Consider the following 17,784-nt stretch of genomic DNA (forward strand, 5'->3'; position numbering starts at 1 on the left):
GGATGCTGCCCTGGATCGTTCTGGGCATCGTCATCCTCGCCCTCAATCTGCGCACCCCGATCATCGCGCCGACCGCGATCCTGCCCGACATCCAGGAGGGCACGGGGTTCAGCGCGGCCGGACTCGGTCTGCTCACCGGCCTGCCGGTCCTGCTGTTCGCTCTGGCCACGCCGCTGGCGGGGAAGTTCATCACCCGCCTCGGGGCCGAAGCCACGGTTCTCGCGTGCCTGTCGGGTGTCCTGCTGGGTACCGTTCTGCGTTCGGTCGGCCCGTCCTGGCTGGTGCTCGCGGGCACCGGCATCATCGGTGTGGCGATCACTCTGGGCAATATCGTCGTGCCCGTGATCATCCGCCGCGAGGTCCCGTGGGAACAGGTGTCCTTGGTCACCGGCCTGTACTCGGCGATGATGAACGTCGGGTCGATGGCCACTCTCATCGGCACCGGCCCGCTGGCCGCGGCCTTCGGCTGGCGCTGGGCGCTGGCCGCATGGGGCGGTCTCGCTTTCGCAGGCCTCGGTTTCTGGATGGTGCTCATCCGCGTGCGCGTGCGCCGCGAGGGTGAGGCTGCCCGCGCTGCCGCGGAGGCCGTCGATTCCGCTGACGACGAGTCCATCACCGAGGCGGCCCCCGCCGCGAAGCAGTCGTGGGCCGAGGCTCCGGCCTCTTTCCGGTTGATCATCACCCTGCTCATCATCACGTTCTCCGGCCAGTCGACCGCCTACTACACGACGACGACGTGGCTGCCGAGCTACCTCAGCGACACGATCGGGCTCGCCCCGACCGCCGCCGGAGGCACGGCGTCCCTGTTCCAGATCGCGGCGATCCTCGGTGCCTTCGGAGTGCCGCTGCTGGCCGTGAAGTCGAAGCCGTGGGTGCCCGTGGCGATCGTCGCGGTCCTCTGGCTGTCCCTGCCCGTGGGACTGCTGGCGGCACCCGGCGCCTACTGGCTGTGGGCGACCACCGGCGGCATCGCCCAGGGCGGCGGGTTCACGGCGATCTTCTCGATCATCGCCCGCACCGCCGGCAGCGACGCCCAGACCGCGTCCGCTTCGGCGCGCGTGCAGTTCGGCGGCTACCTCGCCGCGACCCTGGCCCCGCCGTTCGCCGGTTGGCTCAACACCGCCACCGCCGGATGGACGGCCACGCTGCTGCTCATCCTCGCCGCCACCCTCGCGTTCACGATCACAGGGCTCGTGGCCGCCCGCCGAGCCGGCGGACTCCCTCGCAACGGGCGCGAGGTCCTCGACCCCGAATAAGCAATTGCTACCTGACGGCGGCTCAGCAACCTCGCGCGAGGTTGCTGAGCCGCCGTCAGGTAGCAATAAGGGCTCAATACCCGTAGAAACGACGAGGCGGCCCACCGTATTGGTGGGCCGCCTCGGTGACGGTCGTGACTCAGTGCTTGGCGTCCGAGCCTTCAGCGGACTTCGAAGCCGGCTTCGGAGCGGGAACCTCGTCCGCGGCCTCGGCCTTGGTCGACGGCACAGCGGTCTGCGAGACCTCGGTGGCGGCGGCCTGACGCGAAGCCGGGGTCGAACCGACCGGACGGGCATCGGCGGGACGGTTGTTCGGCAGCGGGGTCGACCAGGGATCTTCGACCGGCTGGGCCTTCTTCCACACGTAGTAGCCGATTCCGGCGGCCGAACCGATGACGAGAGTCCACACGAGTGCGGCCTTTCCGCCGCCGGACTTGCGAGTGGTGTCCTTCTCGATGCGCTTGCCGGCGTTGGCGAGGGCCTTGCGAGCCTTCTTCATGGCCTTCTTATCACCGGTGAGGCGGACAGCGAGGTCATCGATGAGCTTCGGGGTCTCGACCGCGGACAGCGAAGTCGCGGCATTCGACGCGAACCTGCCTGCGCGTTCGGTCGCTTCGGGACGGTAGGACTCGAGCTTGTCGGCCCAGTTGTGGACCTGATCATTGGCCTTGTCGGCCAGAGCTTCGACCTGCGGACGTGCCTTCTCGGCGAACTCTTCGGCCTTGCCTGCCAGTGCCTCGACCTGGGGGCGGGCCTTGTCGGCGGCCTCACGCAGCTTCGGGGCTGCGGTCTCGCTGGCATCTGCCAGGACTCGGAGGGACGTCTGCTTCGCGGAATCGAGCTTCGAAGTGAGCTGATCTCGAGTGGGCTTCTTCGACATAAACTGTTCCCAATCCTTAGATGTCGGTGGTCAAGGTGATCACCGACCAGTCTACGGCCTCGGGGCAAACCTGGGGACAGCGGATGTCATCGAATTGTCTGCGGATCGCCTGACAGGTTGGGCAACGGGCATGGTGCGAAACTGCATTCGCCGCCTCGGCGTGGAAGAATGAAGTCATGACTACAGCTTCTACGCATACCGCAGTCCTACACACCAACCACGGTGACATCACCATCAACCTCTTCGGCAACCATGCTCCGAAGACCGTGGCCAACTTCGTCGAACTGGCCCAGGGCGAGCGTGAGTTCACCGATCCCTCGACCGGCGAGCCGACCAAGCGTCCCTTCTTCGACGGACTCGGCTTCCACCGCATCATCTCGAACTTCATGATCCAGGGCGGCTGCCCGCTGGGCACCGGCACCGGCGGACCCGGCTACACCTTCGACGACGAGATCCACCCCGAACTGCAGTTCGACCGCAAGTACCTGCTGGCCATGGCCAATGCCGGCAAGCAGATGGGACGCGGCACCAACGGCTCCCAGTTCTTCATCACCACCGCCGAGACCCCGTGGCTCAACGGCAAGCACACCATCTTCGGCGAGGTTGCCGATGAAGCCAGCCAGAAGGTCGTCGACGAGATCGAGGGTGTGCGCACCGCTGCGATGGACAAGCCGGTCGAACCGGTCGTCATCGAGAAGGTCGACATCACCGCGAAGTGAGTCACCGTCCGCAGAGGACACTGAGTACCATGGTGTGATGGACACACCTGAGGAGGGCTCGGCACGGGAAACCGGCCGGGCCCTCTCTGCATCCCCGCCGCTGATCACCCGCACGCTCCTCATCGTCACCATCGTGGCTTTTCTCGCGGAGCTCATACCCGGCCTCGACCTGCTGCGGCGGCTGAGCTTCGTTCCCGCGCTCACGCTCGACCAGCCGTGGCGGGTGCTCTCGGTCGCCCTCGTCCACGAGGAGCCCTCACCGTTCCACCTGCTGGCGAACATGATCGGGCTGTTCTTCTTCGGATCCTTCGTCGAGAGAGCCCTGGGGCACTGGAAGTTCCTGGCCGTATACGTCATCGGCACCGCCGGTGGTTCGGCCATGGTGCTCCTGCTGGCAGACCCCTTCGACGTTGACTGGGTGACGAACCACATCGGCGCTTCGGGTGCGGTGTTCGCGATCGTCGGCGTCCTCTTGGCCCCGACACGCCGCCTCGACCGGAACATCACCGGGGTTCTTGTATTCGTCGCGCTCAACTTCGGCTATGGACTCCTCGTTCCGGGGGTGTCCTGGGAGTCCCACCTCGGCGGTCTGATCACCGGCTTCGTGCTCGGCTGTGCTGGGCTGCTGGGTCCACAGCGGTCCCGGACGTTCGTGTTCACGGCGAGCTCGGTCGGCCTGGTGGTGCTCATGGCGGTCGGCGGGGCGTGGAAGATGGCCGGCCTCGGGCTGTGAGCGCGGTCCGGGCTCCGCTCCCGGGTTCGGCCTCTGAGTTCGAGACGATCGGCAGGTGCGGAGAGCCTCCTCGGCGTTGTCAGGCTTTTACCAGACAAAAGCCGATCTGTGTGCACTCCGCAGTGGAAAATTCATTGTCCACAAGCTCTATCCACAAGGTGGATAACTTACACGCGTGTGTTTAGCCTGGTCAGAGGCCTAAAATAAGTTTTCCACAAGCGACGCACCCGGCTTGGGTATAACTCGGCGCTTGTGGATTGCTGACGGGAACTGCGAATGCCGGAACGCGTGGGGGACCCGCTGAATGCAGATTGTCTGGTCGATCCGCGGCGATTCCGAGCTCGAAATCACCGCGGATCGACCAGACAATCGACGCGCTTGCGGCCGGGAGCGCCTAACGCCAGCGTGTGGACATGATCAGACCCGCCACGAAGAAGGCGAAGCCGATGAGGATGTTCCAGTTGCCCCAGGCTTCGACGGGGAAAGCGCCCTGGGTGATGTAGAAGGTGACGAGCCAGATCAGGCCGACGAGCAGCAGGCCGATGAGCACCGGCAGGAACCAGCTCGGGTTCGGCTTGATCGTCTGCTGGCCCGAGGTCGAGGTGTAGCTCGCGGTCTTGCGTCCCTGGGACCGCTTGGCCGGATTGCCCGAACGGGAGGTGCGCTTGGCAGCCGCACCCTTCGAACCGGTTGCCTTGGAGGCCGATGATGTGGAACCGGAGGCCTTCGAGTCCGAGGTCTTCGAGTCCGAGGTCTTCGACGACTTCGCACCCTTGGCCGCCGCGTCCTTCTTCCCGGCAGCCGCGGTCTCGGAGTCCTTCGCGGAATCCTTGTCGGAGGCCTTGCCCTCAGTGTCCTCGTCGCTCTCAGCGTCCTCGTCCGCGGAATCGTCCGTCAGATCGTCCGCAGCGGATTCGGTCGCAGCCGATTCTTCGTCCGCAGCATCGGTGACATCGGTGTCGAGCGAATCGGTCTCGAGCTCCTCGACCTCGGCGGCCTCGACCGCTTCAGCGGACTCGGCCTGCTTCGCCTTGGCCGCCGACGAAGTGCGAGAAGTGCGCTGGGGGCGTCCTTTGGACTTGGCCACAAGTACTCCTTTGTCGGTCGACCGTCGTGGGGTCGCCGAATGAATGGTTGGGGACGATCGCAGACCAGTCTACTCGGGGCGGGGGTCACAGTGAAAAACTCCGACTACCCTGAAAGCGCCCCGAGCGCGCTCCGAACGTTGATTCTCATAGGATAAAGTGCATAAGGGTGTCCCCGCCTGTCTTCTTCGACGGCCCCCAGACAATGCAGTGACAGTCACGGAGCAGAAGTGGTGAATAGTTCCTCCTCGGGTAACGAGCCGGGCGTGAATCCGCCCTCGCGACCCACTATCCGTCCTGCTCAGAGACGGATGTCCACCTCCCACTCTGCCGATCAGCCGGTCGGTCACTCTGCCGCTCGGTCCGCGGGCGGCTCCGTTGCCGCCGGTGACCAGCCGCTGCCCAGCCGACGCGAGCTGCGGCGCAGGGAAGCCGAGGCCGCCGCAGTCCAGGGCGAACCGACCGCCGTATACTCCGACGTCCCGCCCGCGGTCCCGCAGGGTCACGGCGGACAATCCCCGCAGGGCCGCCTCGGCGAGGATCAGCCCCAGCATCGTCCCGCAACCCGACAGCGGCGTCGGCGTCAGCCCACGGCGAAGGAACCGCTCGGCCCGATCCGCGGGACCGTGCGCACCTTCGGCGAACTGTGCATCACGGCCGGACTCGTCCTCATCCTCTTCGTCGTCTGGCAGCTGTGGTGGACGGACATCCAGGCCAACCGCGACAACGAAGTGCTTGCCGACGAACTCACCCAGGACTGGGCGAATCAGGACCCGAACGAACTGCCCGACGATCCGGACGAACCCGTGGTCGCCGACCCCGTGGACAAGAACGAGGCCTTCGGCATCTTCTACATCCCGCGCTTCGGCGACGACTACTACCGCACCGTCGCCGAAGGCGTCGACCTCGAACCCGTGCTCAACCGGATGGGCGTGGGCCGCTACCCGAACTCGGCGATGCCCGGCGAGGTCGGCAACTTCTCCGTCGCCGGTCACCGCGTGACCTACGGCAAGCCGTTCAACCAGATCGCGAACCTGCGTCCGGGCGACGAGATCATCGTCCAGACGAAGGACGGCTTCTACACCTACACTTTCCGCAACTTCGACATCATCCTCCCCGACGCCGTCGAAGTGCTCTCACCCGTGCCGGACGCACCCGACTTCAAGGGCAAGGACCGGATCCTGACGATGACGGCGTGCAACCCGATGTTCTCCGCCCGGGAACGCTACGTCGCCTACGCCGAACTCACGGACTGGACGCCGGCCGGCAACGGAGCGCCCGACAGCATCAAGGACTCGAAGGCCTACGACAAGGTCAGCAAGGACGGCGGTGCCTGATATGTACGCATTCATCTGGCGGATCCTCCCGGGCAACTGGGTCGTCAAGCTCATCCTCGCCCTCATCCTCATCGCGGCGGTCGTGCTGCTGCTCATGCAGTACGTCTTCCCCGTGATCGCCCCGTACATGCCCTTCAACAACGCCACAGTGACCGAGACCGGACAACAATGACCTCAATCCTCGTCATCGACAACTACGACAGCTTCGTCTACACGCTCGTGTCCTATCTGCGTGAGCTCGGCGCCGACGTCGACGTCGTCCGCAACGACGACATCCCCGCCGCCGAGGTGGCCGCCACCGTGGCCGCCTATGACGGCGTCCTCCTGTCCCCGGGTCCCGGCGCGCCCGCCGAGTCCGGAGTCTGCCCGCCCCTGCTGTCCTGGGCGGAGACGTCAGGCATGCCCGTGTTCGGCGTCTGCCTGGGCCATCAGGCCCTCGGCGAGGTGTTCGGCGCCGAGGTGACCCACTCTCCCGTGCTCATGCACGGCAAGACCTCGGTCGTCACCCACGACGGCGAAGGAATCTTCTGCGGCTGCCCGAGTCCGCTGACCGTCACCCGTTACCATTCGCTGGCGATCGTCGACGAGACCCTCGATCTTGAGAAGTTCGCCGTCACCGCCCGCACCGATGACGGCATCGTCATGGCCATCGAACACCGGGAGAAGCCCCTGTTCGGCGTCCAGTTCCACCCCGAGTCCGTGCTCACCGAATGCGGGTACCTCATGCTCGGCAACTGGCTCGAGGTGTGCGGTCTCGACGGTGCCGCCCAGGCGGCGGCGGGCATGTCCCCGTTGGCGACCGCGATCGCCTGAGAATTCCCGCCGATCCCTGTTCTCAGGGTTCTCGCCGAGGTGGCCGATCGTTATGATCGTGAGCACAGCGATCCCTGTGCGCAGATGATCCGCATGTGCGTCGGGGGCCGTGCACGCACACAGTGGTCGTGCACGAGCGACGAACAGGAGACAGCGACGATGTCAGAACCGACCTATCTGCGCGAGGAACCGTTCACCGAACTCACCGTCCTCGAGGTCCCGGCCACTCCGGCGGCGGTCGTCGAGGCCCGCGAAGTGCCCATGTCGGACCTGCCGGAACTCTTCGATTCCACGTTCAACGGGCTCTTCCCCGTGCTCTCCGAGGCGGGAATCGAACCCGCAGGACCGGCCTTCGCCCTCTACACCCGGCAGCCGAGCGAAACGGTGGATCTGCAGGTGGGGATCTCCACCTCGGCGGGACTGAAGAGCGCGGAGCCGATCGCCGGCGGTCATATCGTCATCCCCGCTCAGCTGCCCGGCGGCTCCATGGCCGTGCGCAGCCACCTCGGCGGATATGACGGGCTCGGGGAATCCTGGGCACAGCTGCTCAAGGACGCGGTGGCGGCCGGGCATCGTCCGGGACTGCCGTTCATCGAGCTCTATGTCACCGAACCAAGCCCCGAGGCGGATCCCGCCGATATGCGCACCGACCTGTTCCTCACCCTGGAGTGAGAGACAGCGGCCGGGCCAGTCGATGACTGACCCGGCCGCTGTGCGCTGCGAGGACCGAGAGCTTCAGTTGCCGATGACTTCGGACCAGTTGTCGAAGAGCCCTCCGCCCATCGAATCCTTGTCCTTGTCCTTATCCTTGTCCTTGTCTTCGTCATCTCCGCCGCCGTCGTCTCCGCTGTCGCCGCCGGGTGAGGTCGGGATTCCTCCGGGGATCGAGGGAATCGAAGGCGACGGTTCCGGCGGTTTCTTGGCCACCTTCACGGTGATCTCCGAGCCCTGCTTGACCTCGCTGCCGCCGGTCGCGGACTGTTCGAAGACCTTCTTCTCATCGTGTTCGTCGGTCTCGACCTCTTCGGTCTTGCACGTGAGCTGGTACTCATCGCCTTCGAGGGTCTTGCAGGCCTTCTCGGCGGTCTGGCCGGTGACATCGGGGACCTCGACGAGACCTGAGGACACGACGAGATCGACATTCGAATCGACATCGACCTCCTGACCGTCACCGGGCTTGGTCTCGATGACCACGCCCTTCTCCACATCCGGGGAATTCTGGGAGATATGGGTGCCGGCCTGCAGCCCCGCGTCATTGATGATCTTCCGCGCCGCCTCCTCGGTCTTTCCGGAGACGTCGGGGATCGTCACGGACTCGGGGCCGGAGGAGATGATCAGCTTGACCACGCTGTCCTTGTCGACCCTCTGACCGCCCGGAGGATCGGTTTCGATGGCCTTGCCCTTGTCGACTTCCGAGCTGTACTTCTCGTCCGTGTTCACTCGCAGGCCCTGTTGCATGAGGGCCGCCTCGGCCTCATCGGCATCCATATCGGCCACATCCGTGACTTCGACCTGAACGATCGGTTCGGGCTTGTTGATCTCGTACACCCACAGGGCCACGGCGGCCAGGGCGAGGAGCACGAAGATGCTGCCGATCCAGACCCAGGCGCGGGAGCGCTTCTGCGGCGGCCGCTCCTCCTGATTGGTCATGATCGCCGATACCGGTCCGGTCTCGGGAGCGGCATCGGCGTCGTCGGCATGAGCCATCGGGGCGGTCATGGGCGGGGCCATTATCGGATACGCCTGAGTGGCCTCGACGTCGTCCTCGAAGCTCATGGGGCGGCCGTCGCGGGCGGCGAGCACGTCCTCACGGAAGGTGTAGGCATCCTGATACCGGGCGTCACGGTCCTTGAGCAGCGCGTGGAGGAGGAGCCGGTCGACGGCCGGTGGGATGTCCGAATTGAAGAAGCTCGGCGGCTGCGGGGTCTCCCCGACATGCTGGTAGGCCACGGCCAGCTGGGAGTCGCCGACGAACGGGGGACGGCCGGCCAGCAGCTCGTAGAGCAGGCAGGCGGTCGAGTACAGGTCGGAGCGGGCGTCGACGACTTCGCCGCGGGCCTGCTCGGGGGAGAGGTACTGGGCGGTGCCGACGACCGACTGGGTCTGTGTCAGCCCCGAATTGTCCTTGAGCGCTCGGGCGATGCCGAAGTCCATGACCTTGATGTCGCCCTCGGGGGTGAGCATGACGTTCGCGGGTTTGATGTCGCGGTGGACGATGCCGTTGCGGTGGGAGTACTCGAGCGGGGCGAGGACTCCGGCGATGACGTTGAGGGCCTCGTCGACGGTGAGTGTGCCGTGCTCGTTGAGGACTTCGCGCAGGGTCTGACCCTCGACGTATTCCATGACGATGAACGGCACGGACACGGATGAGCCGCCGGATTCGACGAATTCCTCTTCACCGGAGTCGTAGACGGAGACGATTCCGGGATGGTTGAGACCGGCTGCCGACTGGGCCTCGCGCTTGAGCCGGGTATGGAACGACGGATCGCGGGCGAGATCGGAACGCAGAAGTTTGATGGCCACGCGACGTCCCAGCCGGTTGTCGACGCCCTCATGCACTTCTGCCATGCCCCCACGGCCGAGGAGCGCACGAACTTCGTAACGCCCCGACAGAACCTTGGGTTCACTCATGTATGTCCTCCGCTAGTCTCACCCGTTCGGTGGGTTCGTTCTCATCCGAACCGGGTCGAGTTTCAGTATCTCAAACTCTTCGTTTCTCGTACTCGCTGCTCGGTATCGTTCAATGTCTACTCATTGCCATTGTTCCCGCCCGAGTTGCCGCTGGCCTCACCACTGTTCGCGTTGCCCGACGACGTCGAATCGCTTCCGGACCCGGTGCCGGACGAGGTCGAACCTCCCGAGGTGTCGGCCGAATCCCCGGAAGTCGATGAGTCCGACTCGCCCGACGTCTCCGAGGACCCTTCGGAGCCCGAGTCGGTCGAGGTCTCGGAGTCCGACGACGAACTCGACGAGCTCGAGGACTCCTGATCGGAGGTCGAGCCGTTGTCACCGGAGTTCGAACCCTGATCCTGCGAATCGGATGAGGAACCGGAGTCCGAGTTCGTCTCGGAGCCATTGCCCAGACCCGGATCGGAAGCGGAATCCGAGGCCGGCTCTTCCGGAGCCTCGGCGGGACCGGCGGAGATGTAGAGGGTCACGGTGTCGCCTTCTTCGAAGGTGTATCCGTTGTCGCCCTCGCCCACATCGGCGACCGTTCCGGCGGTGCGCTCCGAGTTGATGTCCGTGGTCTCGACCTCGAGTCCCTTGTTCTCGAGGTTCTGCGTCGCCGAGGATTCGCTGAGTCCGATGTAATCGTTCTTATCGATCTCGATCGTCTTCGCCGCCTCCGAGGTCGGCGCCGAGGTGGACGGTTCCGGTTCGGGTTCGGCATTTCCGCCGCCGAGGAAGAACCACAGCAGGGAGCCAACGGCGATGAGGGCGATGATCGCGAGGATCCAGATGAGGACGCGGCCCTTGTTCGAGGGCGTGTCCTTCTCCGGATCCTGATTCTGCGGATCGTTGGGATCGATCTGTCCCGTATTCGCCGCGGCGGCTCCGGCACCGGCAGCTCCGGCTCCGACGGCCCCGGCCCCGGCGAATCCGGCGGCGGCCCCGTTCGGGTACACCTGGGTCGCATCGTTCGCCGAGGTGACGGGCAGGGTCTTCGTCGTGGCCGTAGGCTCCGGGTTGTTGAAGACCTGGGTCAGGGCTTCGGACGCGGCGGCCCCGTGCCGCATCTGCGGGACGAGCTCCTCGGCTCCGGCGATGTCCCCGGCCGAGAGCGCCTCGGCGGCCTTGGCGACCTTGAAGGCATCGGAGGGACGACGTTCGGGTTTCTTCTCCAGCAGGCAGTCGACGAAGCGGCGCAGCGGTTCGGAGACCGTGTCCGGCAGCGGCGGGTGCTGTTGGTTGACCTGGGCGATGGCGATGGCCACCTGCGAGTCTCCGGTGAAAGGACGCTGACCGGCCAGGGCCTCATAGGCGATGATGCCCAGTGCATAGAGGTCGGAACCGGGCCCCGACCCCTTGCCGGTGGCCTGTTCGGGAGCGAGATACTGGGCGGTGCCCATGACCTGCCCGGTCTTCGTCAACGGGGCCTGATCGGTGACCCGGGCGATGCCGAAGTCCGTGATCTTGACCCGGAAGTCCGGAGTCATGAGGATGTTGCCGGGCTTGATGTCACGGTGGATGACGCCCACCTTGTGGGCGGCGCCGAGGGCGGCAGCGGCCTGGGTGACGATGGAGAGCGTATCGGCCTCTGACAGGGGCGCGCTGCGTTCGATGATGGCCGACAGGGCCTCGCCCGGCACGTATTCCATGACGAGATAGGGCGAACCCTGCTCCTCGCCGTAGTCGTAGACGCCGGCGATTCCCGGATCGGAGACCCGACCCATGTTCTGGGCCTCGGCTCGGAACCGGGCGAGGAAGGTCGATTCGGAGAGGTACTCGTCCTTGAGGATCTTCGCCGCGACCTCGCGGCCGAGCACGGAGTCCACACCCTTCCAGACCTCTCCCATGCCGCCGACGGCGATGCGGGAGGTGAGCTTGTAACGGTTGCCCAACAGGGTGCCTTCGACGGGTCTCATTTCTCGACCACCGCTTCCATCATGTTCTTCGCGATCGGTCCTGCGACCGTCGCACCATAAGCTTCGTTGCCCGCGTTTCCGCCGTTCTCGACCACGACCGCGACCGCGACCTGAGGGTCGTCGGCGGGGGCGAAGGAGATGAACCAGGCATGGGGTGCCGCGCCCGTGGCGTGCTGGGCGGTGCCGGTCTTCGCTGCGACCTTCGTGTCGCCCATCTTCGCCACCGAGGCGGTGCCGTTCTCGACCACACCGGTCATCATGTCGGTGAGCTTGTCGGCCGTATCTCCGGACACGGGGCGGGACATCTGGCTCGGTCGGGTCTCGGAGATCGGCTCGAGGGTGTTCGCATTGAGCACCCTGTCGACGAGCTGGGGCTTCATCATCTTTCCGCCGTTGGCGATTCCCGCTGTCATCATCGCCATCTGCAGCGGAGTCGACCTGACCTCGTACTGACCGAGCGAGGACTGAGCCAGCTGCGGCGGATTGAGGTCGGACGGGAAGGAGGACGGGGTGACATTGAGAGGGATCTCGAGATCCTCGCCGAATCCGAACTTCTCGGCCTGCTTCGCGATCGCGTCTTCTCCGAGGTCCATGCCCAGGGAGGCGAATGAGGTGTTGCAGGATTCGGCGAGCGAATCGGCCAGGGTCGGCTTGCCCCCGTTGCGGCAGGCACCGGGATGCGAGTTGCCGATCGTCGCCGTCGTCTGCGGCAGATCGAGCGTGGCGGGTCCGTTGAGCTGCGAATCGGGCTCGTAGTCCCCGGATTCCAGGGCGGCCGCTGCGACGAGGACCTTGAATGTCGAGCCGGGCGGGTAGAGGTTGCCGCCGATCGCGCGGTTGTAGGCGGGTTTGCCGTCGGCGGCTTCGAGGTTCTTATAGGCCTGGCTGGCTTCGGTCGCGTCGTGGCTGGCCAGGGCATTGGGGTCCCAGCCCGGGGTCGAGGCCATGGCCAGGATCTTCCCGGTCTTCGGGTCGAGAGCCACGGCGGCGCCGTTCTGGTTGCCCAGTCCGTCCCACGCCGCCTGCTGGACCTTCGGGTCGATCGTCAGCTCGACGGCGGCGCCGCGAGGCTGCTCACCGGTGAAGAAGCTGCCGACCTTGTCGTAGAAGAGGGCGTCGGAATCGCCGGAGAGGTAGTCACCGGCGGCGCGCTCCATGCCGGAGGCCCCGGACACGATGGAGTAGTAGCCGGTCAGGGAGGCGTAGGCGCGCGGATCGAGGTTGTCCGAGCCGTATTTGCGCTGGTACTTGTACTTGTCGTCGACCGGTTCCGAATACGCGATCGGGGTGCCGTCGACGAGGATCGGACCGCGGTCACGGGCCAGCTGGTCGAGGATCCGGCGGTTGTTCAGCGGATTGTTGTTCAGCGAATCCGCAGTCACGTACTGCACCCAGCTCGTCGACCCGAACAGGAGCGCGAACATGACGAATCCGACGACGGCGATATGCGTCAATGGCTTCTTCATCGTTCACCTCCGGTGGGTCGTTGGCCGGCGGCATCGGTGTCGTTCGGTGCCTGGCCGCGGGCCCGTTCGCCCGCGGACGGCAGATTCGTGGTCGGGGCTTCGTCGTCGAACACGCGGGAGTCCGCCGGCGGCAGGTTCGTCGTGGGGGCATCCTCGTCGACGGTGCGCGCCGAGGCGGCCGTGTCCTCGGCAGGGGCGCCTGCCCGAACGGGCTGCGGATCCTCGGTGATTCTGAGGACTCCGGTGTGGAATTCCTCGACGGGGCGCCTGGCATTGTCCGAGATCCGCAGCAGCAGGCCGATGATCATCCAGTTCGCAATGAGCGAGGAACCGCCCTGAGCGAGGAACGGCGTGGTCAGACCCGTCAGCGGGATGAGACGTGTGACGCCGCCGACGACGACGAAGACCTGCAGGGCGATCGTGAACGACAGACCCGTGGCCAGCAGAGTGCCGAAGCCGTCGCGCAGCTGCTGAGCGGTGCGGATTCCGCGCTGGAAGATGAAGAGGTAGCACAGCAGAATGACGAAGAGTCCGGCCAGGCCGATCTCCTCACCGAAGCTGGCGTAGATGAAATCGGATTCGGCGTAGGGGACCATATTCGGTCGGCCTTCGCCGAAGCCGGTGCCGATGAGTCCGCCGTTGGACATGCCGAACAGACCCTGCACGAGCTGGTAGGAACCACCGGGAGTCTTGTTGTACTCCTCGGGGGTCAGCGCATTGAGCCACCCGGACACACGCTGGTCCACATGGGAGAAGAGGAACGTCGCAGCAACCGCACCGATGGAGAAGAATCCGAGGCCGAGGATGATCCACGAGACCTTCGAGGTGGCCACGTAGAGCATGGCGACGAAGAGGCCGAAGAAGAGCAGCGAGGTGCCGAGGTCGCGTTCGAAGACGAGGACGCCGACGCTGGCGACCCAGGCGACGACGATAGGTCCGAAGTCGCGCAGACGGGGGAAGCGGATGCCGAGGATCTTCGGTCCGGCGGCGACGAGCTGGTCCTTGTAGGTGACGAGGTAGCCGGCGAAGAAGATGGCCAGCAGGATCTTCGCGATCTCACCGGGCTGGAAGGACAGGGGTCCGACGCCGATCCAGATGCGGGCGCCGTTGATGGTCTTGCCGATGCCCGGGATGAGCGGAAGCACGAGGAAGACCAGGGCGGCGAAGCCCGAGACATAGGTGTAGCGGCGCAGCCAGCGGTGGTCGCGGACGACGAAGATCACGGCGATGGCCAGGCCCACGCCGAGTGTCATCCACACCAGCTGGGTCATCGCCGAACCGAGGTATTCGTCACGGCCGAGGTCGACGCGGTAGATCATGGCCAGGCCGAGTCCGTTGAGCAGCACCGCGATCGGCACGAGCACGGGATCGGCGTATTTCGCCTTGATCCACACGATGAGGTGGAGGATGACGCCGAGTGCGGCCAGCCATGCGGCATAGCCGTAGACATTGGCCGGGATGGTGTCTTCGACACCGAGGCCGACGAGAGCGTAGGCACTGGTGGCGACGGCGATTGCCAGGATCAGGAGACCGAGCTCGGCCAGCCGGTAGGTTCTGGGGCGCGCGGTCTGCGAGGGAGCCTGGTTCATCACTGCGACTCCCGGGTGATGGCGTCACTGGGGTCCGCGGACTTCGAATCCGGAGGTGAGGGGGCCGGGTCGCTCGGACTCGTGGAGTCCTCGACATCGCCGGATATGCCGGAGGAGCGATCGGATTCCTTGCGCAGATTGTCGATGATGCGATCGGCCTCATCACGTGAACCGGCGGGAATCGATCCGCGCAGACGGTCCTGGGAGTAGCTGTTGAGGCTGTCGACCTCGATGTCCGTGGTGTCGACGAGGCGGCTGAGCTCGATGGGCCCGAGCGTCGTGTCGAGGCCGCGGTAGAGGGAGACCTTGCCGTCGTCATCGGCGACATAATACTGGTGGCTGACGTAGTTGTACGCGAAGAATCCGCCGACGGCCAGCGCGACGATCACGATGGCGGTGATGATCCATCCGAGGTAGGACCTTTTCTCGACCTCATCGTCGAGGTCGGCCTCCTCGTCTGCAGCGGTGTTCGTTCGCAGCTGCTGAGTAGTGCCGTCGCGAGCTTCGAGGTCCTCGCCGTCCACGGTCTGGATCGGTGCGGTGTCGGCGGACACGTCGTCGTCGGCGAAGGTCGCATGGGCTTCGGTGTCCACGGCCGCCTCGGCGTCGGGGTTCGCACCGATCGCGGCGTAGCGGGGGTTGAGGTGGACGGAGCCCACGGACACGCCTGCGGTGGTCTCGACCTCACCCTCGAGGACATCGCCGACGACGACGGTGACATTGTCGGCGCCGCCTCCTGCCAATGCCAGGTCGATGAGCTGACGGCAGGCCTCGTCGGGGTCGGCCACCTCTTTGAGTACGCGGGTGATGTCGTCGATATCGGCGAATCCGGTCAGACCGTCCGAGCACAGCATCCAGCGGTCGCCGACCTGGGCCTCGCGCAGGGACAGATCGAGGTCGGGAGAGGCCCCGACATCGCCGAGGACCTTCATCACCACCGAGCGCTGGGGATGGGTCTCGGCCTCCTCGGGGGTGATCCGGCCCTCGTCGACGAGCATCTGCACGAACGTGTGGTCGTGGGTGATCGGCTGGAGCTTGTCGTCGCGCAGCACATAGCCGCGCGAGTCGCCGATATGGGCGAGAGCGAAGCGGTTGCCGGTCGCGCGCAGAACCGCGGTGACGGTGGTGCCCATTCCGGCGAGTTCGGGCTGTTCACCGACACCACGGCAGATGCGGTCATTGGCTTCGAGGATCGAGGTGCGGAGGAGTTCGAGGGCGTCCTCGCCTCCGGGTTCGCGGTCGAGTTCGGCCAGGCGGGACACGGTGATCGCCGAGGCGACATCTCCGCCAGCGTGACCGCCCATTCCGTCGGCGATGAGCAGGAGATTGGGTCCCGCATAGCCGGAGTCCTGGTTGTTCTTACGCACCAGCCCGGTGTGAGACCGGGCTGCCGAACGGAGAGTGATGGTACCGCCGGTCGTCACGATTGGGTCTCCAGGGTCGTATGTCCGATGGTGATCCGGGTGCCGATAGCCAGCTGGATGGGTCCGGTCATGCGTGAGCCGTCGACGATGGTGCCGTTCGTCGATCCGAGGTCTTCGAGCATCCAGGCCCCGTTCTTCGCAGAGATCCGAGCGTGATGGCTGGAGGCGAAGTCGTCATTGATGATGATCGTGTTGTCGGGAGCCCGCCCGAAGGTCACAGGCGCCCCCGAGAGCATGAGCGTCTGCCCGGCCAAGGGACCGTCGGTGATGCGGATGGTGCCCGGATGGGCGTGGGCGGCCGGAGCGGCAGCCGGGCGAGGTGCGGGAGCCGGACGGGACGGTGGCGGTGGGGCGGACTTGGAGCCGCCTCGGCGAGATTTCCGTCCGGCGCGGGCTTTCCGGGGGCCGAAGATGTCGCGACGGAGGACTCCGGCGACTCCGAGGACGAAGAGCCAGAGGATGATGAAGAATGCCAACCGGAAGACGGTGACGGTGAATTCGCTCACTGGGCGTCCCGCTCGTTGTAGTGGACCTCGGCCTCTCCGGCGAGGAGGACATCGCCGTCGGACAGGGTCGCCGATGTCAGTTTGCGTCCGTGCAGCAGTGTGCCGTTAGTCGAACCGAGGTCGTTGGCCACGGCGCGGTCACCCTCGACGACGATCTCGAAGTGACGGCGCGAGACGCCGGGATCGTCGATGACGAAATCGGAGCTCGACGAGGAGCGGCCGAAGGTGTTCGTGCCCTGGCGCAGCATCTGCGTGCGACCGTCGATGGTCACGCTGGCTTCGATGCTGCGAGCGGGTGCCGGTGCGGGACGGGCGGCGGAGTTCTGCCGGGGTGCCGCGGCCGGGGTCGAACGGGCGGGTTCCGGGGAGCGGCGCGGGGTCACGGGCCGAGAGCCGGAGTTCGGGGACTCGCCGACGATCGGATTCGCCCGCGAGATCGGGTCGTAGCCGCCGCGGTTGGCCGGCTGGGCGGCAGGAGAGCCGTCGGGACGCTGGGTCGAGGACACGACGCGGTACATTCCCGTGTCGAGGTCGTCGGCGAGAGCGAATTCGACGGAGACGGGGCCGACGAAGCTGTAGGCCTGTTCGACGGCGTGATCGCCGACGACCTGGCGCAGATCGGAGCGCAGCTCGGACTCGAGGCCGGAGAGCCGGTCGTGGTCGGTCTGCGAGAGCTCGATGACGTAGTGGTTGGCGGTCAGGGTGCGACCGCGGGAGACCACGGCGGCCTTGTTGTCGGCCTCACGGCGCAGGGCTCCGGCGAGCTCGACGGGTTCGACCTGGGATCGGAAGGCCTTCGCGAAGGCGCCGTTGACGACGTTCTCCAGCCCCTTCTCGAAGCGATCGAGTAACCCCATGGCACCTCCTCATCAGGTGTTGCCGTTGCCGGACGAACTCTTCGCCAAGCGGCTCCGAGTGCTCTGACCAGGTGGTCCTGATCACGTGCACTCTGGGCACATCAACACCCAATCCTAACGCGGTGAGGCTCTCAACTCACGTCACGCGTGTTCGCAGGGCGAAGCTGTGCCGTGATTCCCTGCGCGCGTCCAGGGAAGATCGAGGGAGTGCAGACCGTGCGCGCCGGTCGCTGCGCAGGGCGAGTCACCGCAGCAGCCGCGGAGCGAGTGGGGCCTTCGCCGCGGGGTGAGTCGCCGACGCGGCGACCGGCGAGAATGTGAAGGTGGACACGTTTGGGCGGTTTCGGCTTCCTCGGTTTTCAGTTTCGCCGTCTCCGATGCTAGAGTTTTACCTTGTTCGCGCGAGTGGCGGAATTGGTAGACGCGCTGGCTTCAGGTGCCAGTGGCCGCAAGGTCGTGGGGGTTCAAGTCCCCCCTCGCGCACAGCGAATGACAAGCCCCTCACCGGGTCCCGACAGGGTCAGGGTGAGGGG

At 65.9% G+C, this 17,784-nt stretch carries 16 protein-coding genes and 1 tRNA gene; 8 read left to right on the top strand and 9 right to left on the bottom strand.

The genetic code is table 11. From position 1 onward, the window contains the following. Positions 1–2 precede the first annotated feature (2 nt). The gene (locus tag CXR29_RS00125) at positions 3–1,256 is read left to right on the top strand and encodes an MFS transporter (protein WP_127363519.1); all 1,254 of its coding nucleotides are present in this window, start codon (positions 3–5) and stop codon (positions 1,254–1,256) included. Between the two features lie 139 nt (positions 1,257–1,395). On the opposite strand, the gene CXR29_RS00130 is transcribed toward CXR29_RS00125, so the two are convergent. Continuing rightward, entirely contained in the window at positions 1,396–2,136 is a 741-nt protein-coding gene (locus tag CXR29_RS00130) for a hypothetical protein (RefSeq protein WP_241241518.1), read from the bottom strand. A gap of 176 nt (positions 2,137–2,312) precedes the next feature. Here CXR29_RS00130 and CXR29_RS00135 point away from each other — a divergent pair, with 176 nt between their 5' ends. Together CXR29_RS00135 and CXR29_RS00140 are read left to right on the top strand one after the other, a co-directional pair. Continuing rightward, the gene (locus tag CXR29_RS00135; protein ID WP_127363520.1) at positions 2,313–2,855 is read left to right on the top strand and encodes a peptidylprolyl isomerase; all 543 of its coding nucleotides are present in this window, start codon (positions 2,313–2,315) and stop codon (positions 2,853–2,855) included. Positions 2,856–2,892: 37 nt separating this feature from the next. Beyond that, positions 2,893–3,588, top strand: coding sequence for a rhomboid family intramembrane serine protease (locus CXR29_RS00140; RefSeq protein ID WP_101593897.1), 696 nt, complete (start codon positions 2,893–2,895; stop codon positions 3,586–3,588). 394 nt (positions 3,589–3,982) lie between these two features. Here CXR29_RS00140 and CXR29_RS00145 read toward each other — a convergent pair whose 3' ends face one another. Then, positions 3,983–4,675 carry a cell division protein CrgA gene (locus CXR29_RS00145; protein WP_101555091.1) on the bottom strand — a complete coding sequence of 231 codons (693 nt, stop codon included), beginning with the start codon at positions 4,673–4,675 and terminating at the stop codon, positions 3,983–3,985. A gap of 309 nt (positions 4,676–4,984) precedes the next feature. Between CXR29_RS00145 and CXR29_RS00150 the strand changes: the two genes are divergently transcribed. From CXR29_RS00150 to CXR29_RS00165, 4 genes are all read left to right on the top strand, one after another. Next, on the top strand, positions 4,985–6,010 hold the full coding sequence (locus tag CXR29_RS00150; RefSeq protein ID WP_127363521.1) for a class E sortase: 1,026 nt from the start codon (positions 4,985–4,987) through the stop codon (positions 6,008–6,010). After that, the gene (locus CXR29_RS00155) at positions 6,003–6,182 is read left to right on the top strand and encodes a hypothetical protein (protein WP_127363522.1); all 180 of its coding nucleotides are present in this window, start codon (positions 6,003–6,005) and stop codon (positions 6,180–6,182) included. Before CXR29_RS00150 ends, CXR29_RS00155 begins: the two co-directional genes overlap by 8 nt. Then, positions 6,179–6,823: an anthranilate synthase component II gene (locus CXR29_RS00160; RefSeq protein WP_101593894.1), complete on the top strand. Its 645-nt coding sequence runs from the start codon at positions 6,179–6,181 to the stop codon at positions 6,821–6,823. The genes CXR29_RS00155 and CXR29_RS00160 overlap by 4 nt, the downstream gene beginning before the upstream one ends. 159 nt (positions 6,824–6,982) lie before the next feature. Beyond that, entirely contained in the window at positions 6,983–7,495 is a 513-nt protein-coding gene (locus tag CXR29_RS00165; RefSeq protein ID WP_127363523.1) for a GyrI-like domain-containing protein, read from the top strand. A gap of 63 nt (positions 7,496–7,558) precedes the next feature. Here CXR29_RS00165 and pknB read toward each other — a convergent pair whose 3' ends face one another. From pknB to CXR29_RS00200, 7 genes are all read right to left on the bottom strand, one after another. Next, positions 7,559–9,454: a Stk1 family PASTA domain-containing Ser/Thr kinase gene (gene pknB, locus CXR29_RS00170; RefSeq protein ID WP_127363524.1), complete on the bottom strand. Its 1,896-nt coding sequence runs from the start codon at positions 9,452–9,454 to the stop codon at positions 7,559–7,561. A gap of 116 nt (positions 9,455–9,570) precedes the next feature. Next, positions 9,571–11,409, bottom strand: a complete 1,839-nt coding sequence (locus tag CXR29_RS00175) for a protein kinase domain-containing protein (RefSeq protein WP_101593889.1) — start codon at positions 11,407–11,409, stop codon at positions 9,571–9,573. Continuing rightward, a complete protein-coding gene (locus tag CXR29_RS00180; RefSeq protein WP_101555086.1) occupies positions 11,406–12,875 on the bottom strand; it encodes a peptidoglycan D,D-transpeptidase FtsI family protein in 1,470 nt (489 codons plus the stop codon). Before CXR29_RS00180 ends, CXR29_RS00175 begins: the two co-directional genes overlap by 4 nt. Next, complete coding sequence (locus CXR29_RS00185) at positions 12,872–14,464, bottom strand: FtsW/RodA/SpoVE family cell cycle protein (protein ID WP_127363525.1); 1,593 nt, start codon at positions 14,462–14,464, stop codon at positions 12,872–12,874. The genes CXR29_RS00180 and CXR29_RS00185 overlap by 4 nt, the downstream gene beginning before the upstream one ends. After that, entirely contained in the window at positions 14,464–15,831 is a 1,368-nt protein-coding gene (locus CXR29_RS00190) for a PP2C family protein-serine/threonine phosphatase (RefSeq protein ID WP_241241519.1), read from the bottom strand. Before CXR29_RS00190 ends, CXR29_RS00185 begins: the two co-directional genes overlap by 1 nt. Before the next feature lie 53 nt (positions 15,832–15,884). After that, on the bottom strand, positions 15,885–16,394 hold the full coding sequence (locus CXR29_RS00195) for an FHA domain-containing protein FhaB/FipA (protein ID WP_101555083.1): 510 nt from the start codon (positions 16,392–16,394) through the stop codon (positions 15,885–15,887). Further along, a complete protein-coding gene (locus CXR29_RS00200) occupies positions 16,391–17,251 on the bottom strand; it encodes a DUF3662 and FHA domain-containing protein (RefSeq protein ID WP_101593884.1) in 861 nt (286 codons plus the stop codon). Before CXR29_RS00200 ends, CXR29_RS00195 begins: the two co-directional genes overlap by 4 nt. 399 nt (positions 17,252–17,650) lie before the next feature. Between CXR29_RS00200 and CXR29_RS00205 the strand changes: the two genes are divergently transcribed. Further along, positions 17,651–17,734, top strand: a tRNA-Leu gene (locus CXR29_RS00205). Positions 17,735–17,784: the final 50 nt, after the last annotated feature.

The sequence above is a fragment of the Brevibacterium linens genome, assembly GCF_003999335.1.
Lineage (GTDB): Bacteria > Actinomycetota > Actinomycetes > Actinomycetales > Brevibacteriaceae > Brevibacterium > Brevibacterium linens.

Coding starts and splice junctions, on each gene's coding strand:
- CXR29_RS00125 (WP_127363519.1), top strand. CDS start 3: ATGCTGCCCTGGATCGTTCTGGGCATCGTCATCCTCGCCCTCAATCTG.
- CXR29_RS00130 (WP_241241518.1), bottom strand. CDS start 2,136: ATGTCGAAGAAGCCCACTCGAGATCAGCTCACTTCGAAGCTCGATTCC.
- CXR29_RS00135 (WP_127363520.1), top strand. CDS start 2,313: ATGACTACAGCTTCTACGCATACCGCAGTCCTACACACCAACCACGGT.
- CXR29_RS00140 (WP_101593897.1), top strand. CDS start 2,893: ATGGACACACCTGAGGAGGGCTCGGCACGGGAAACCGGCCGGGCCCTC.
- CXR29_RS00150 (WP_127363521.1), top strand. CDS start 4,985: ATGTCCACCTCCCACTCTGCCGATCAGCCGGTCGGTCACTCTGCCGCT.
- CXR29_RS00160 (WP_101593894.1), top strand. CDS start 6,179: ATGACCTCAATCCTCGTCATCGACAACTACGACAGCTTCGTCTACACG.
- CXR29_RS00165 (WP_127363523.1), top strand. CDS start 6,983: ATGTCAGAACCGACCTATCTGCGCGAGGAACCGTTCACCGAACTCACC.
- pknB (WP_127363524.1), bottom strand. CDS start 9,454: ATGAGTGAACCCAAGGTTCTGTCGGGGCGTTACGAAGTTCGTGCGCTC.
- CXR29_RS00175 (WP_101593889.1), bottom strand. CDS start 11,409: ATGAGACCCGTCGAAGGCACCCTGTTGGGCAACCGTTACAAGCTCACC.
- CXR29_RS00180 (WP_101555086.1), bottom strand. CDS start 12,875: ATGAAGAAGCCATTGACGCATATCGCCGTCGTCGGATTCGTCATGTTC.
- CXR29_RS00185 (WP_127363525.1), bottom strand. CDS start 14,464: ATGAACCAGGCTCCCTCGCAGACCGCGCGCCCCAGAACCTACCGGCTG.
- CXR29_RS00200 (WP_101593884.1), bottom strand. CDS start 17,251: ATGGGGTTACTCGATCGCTTCGAGAAGGGGCTGGAGAACGTCGTCAAC.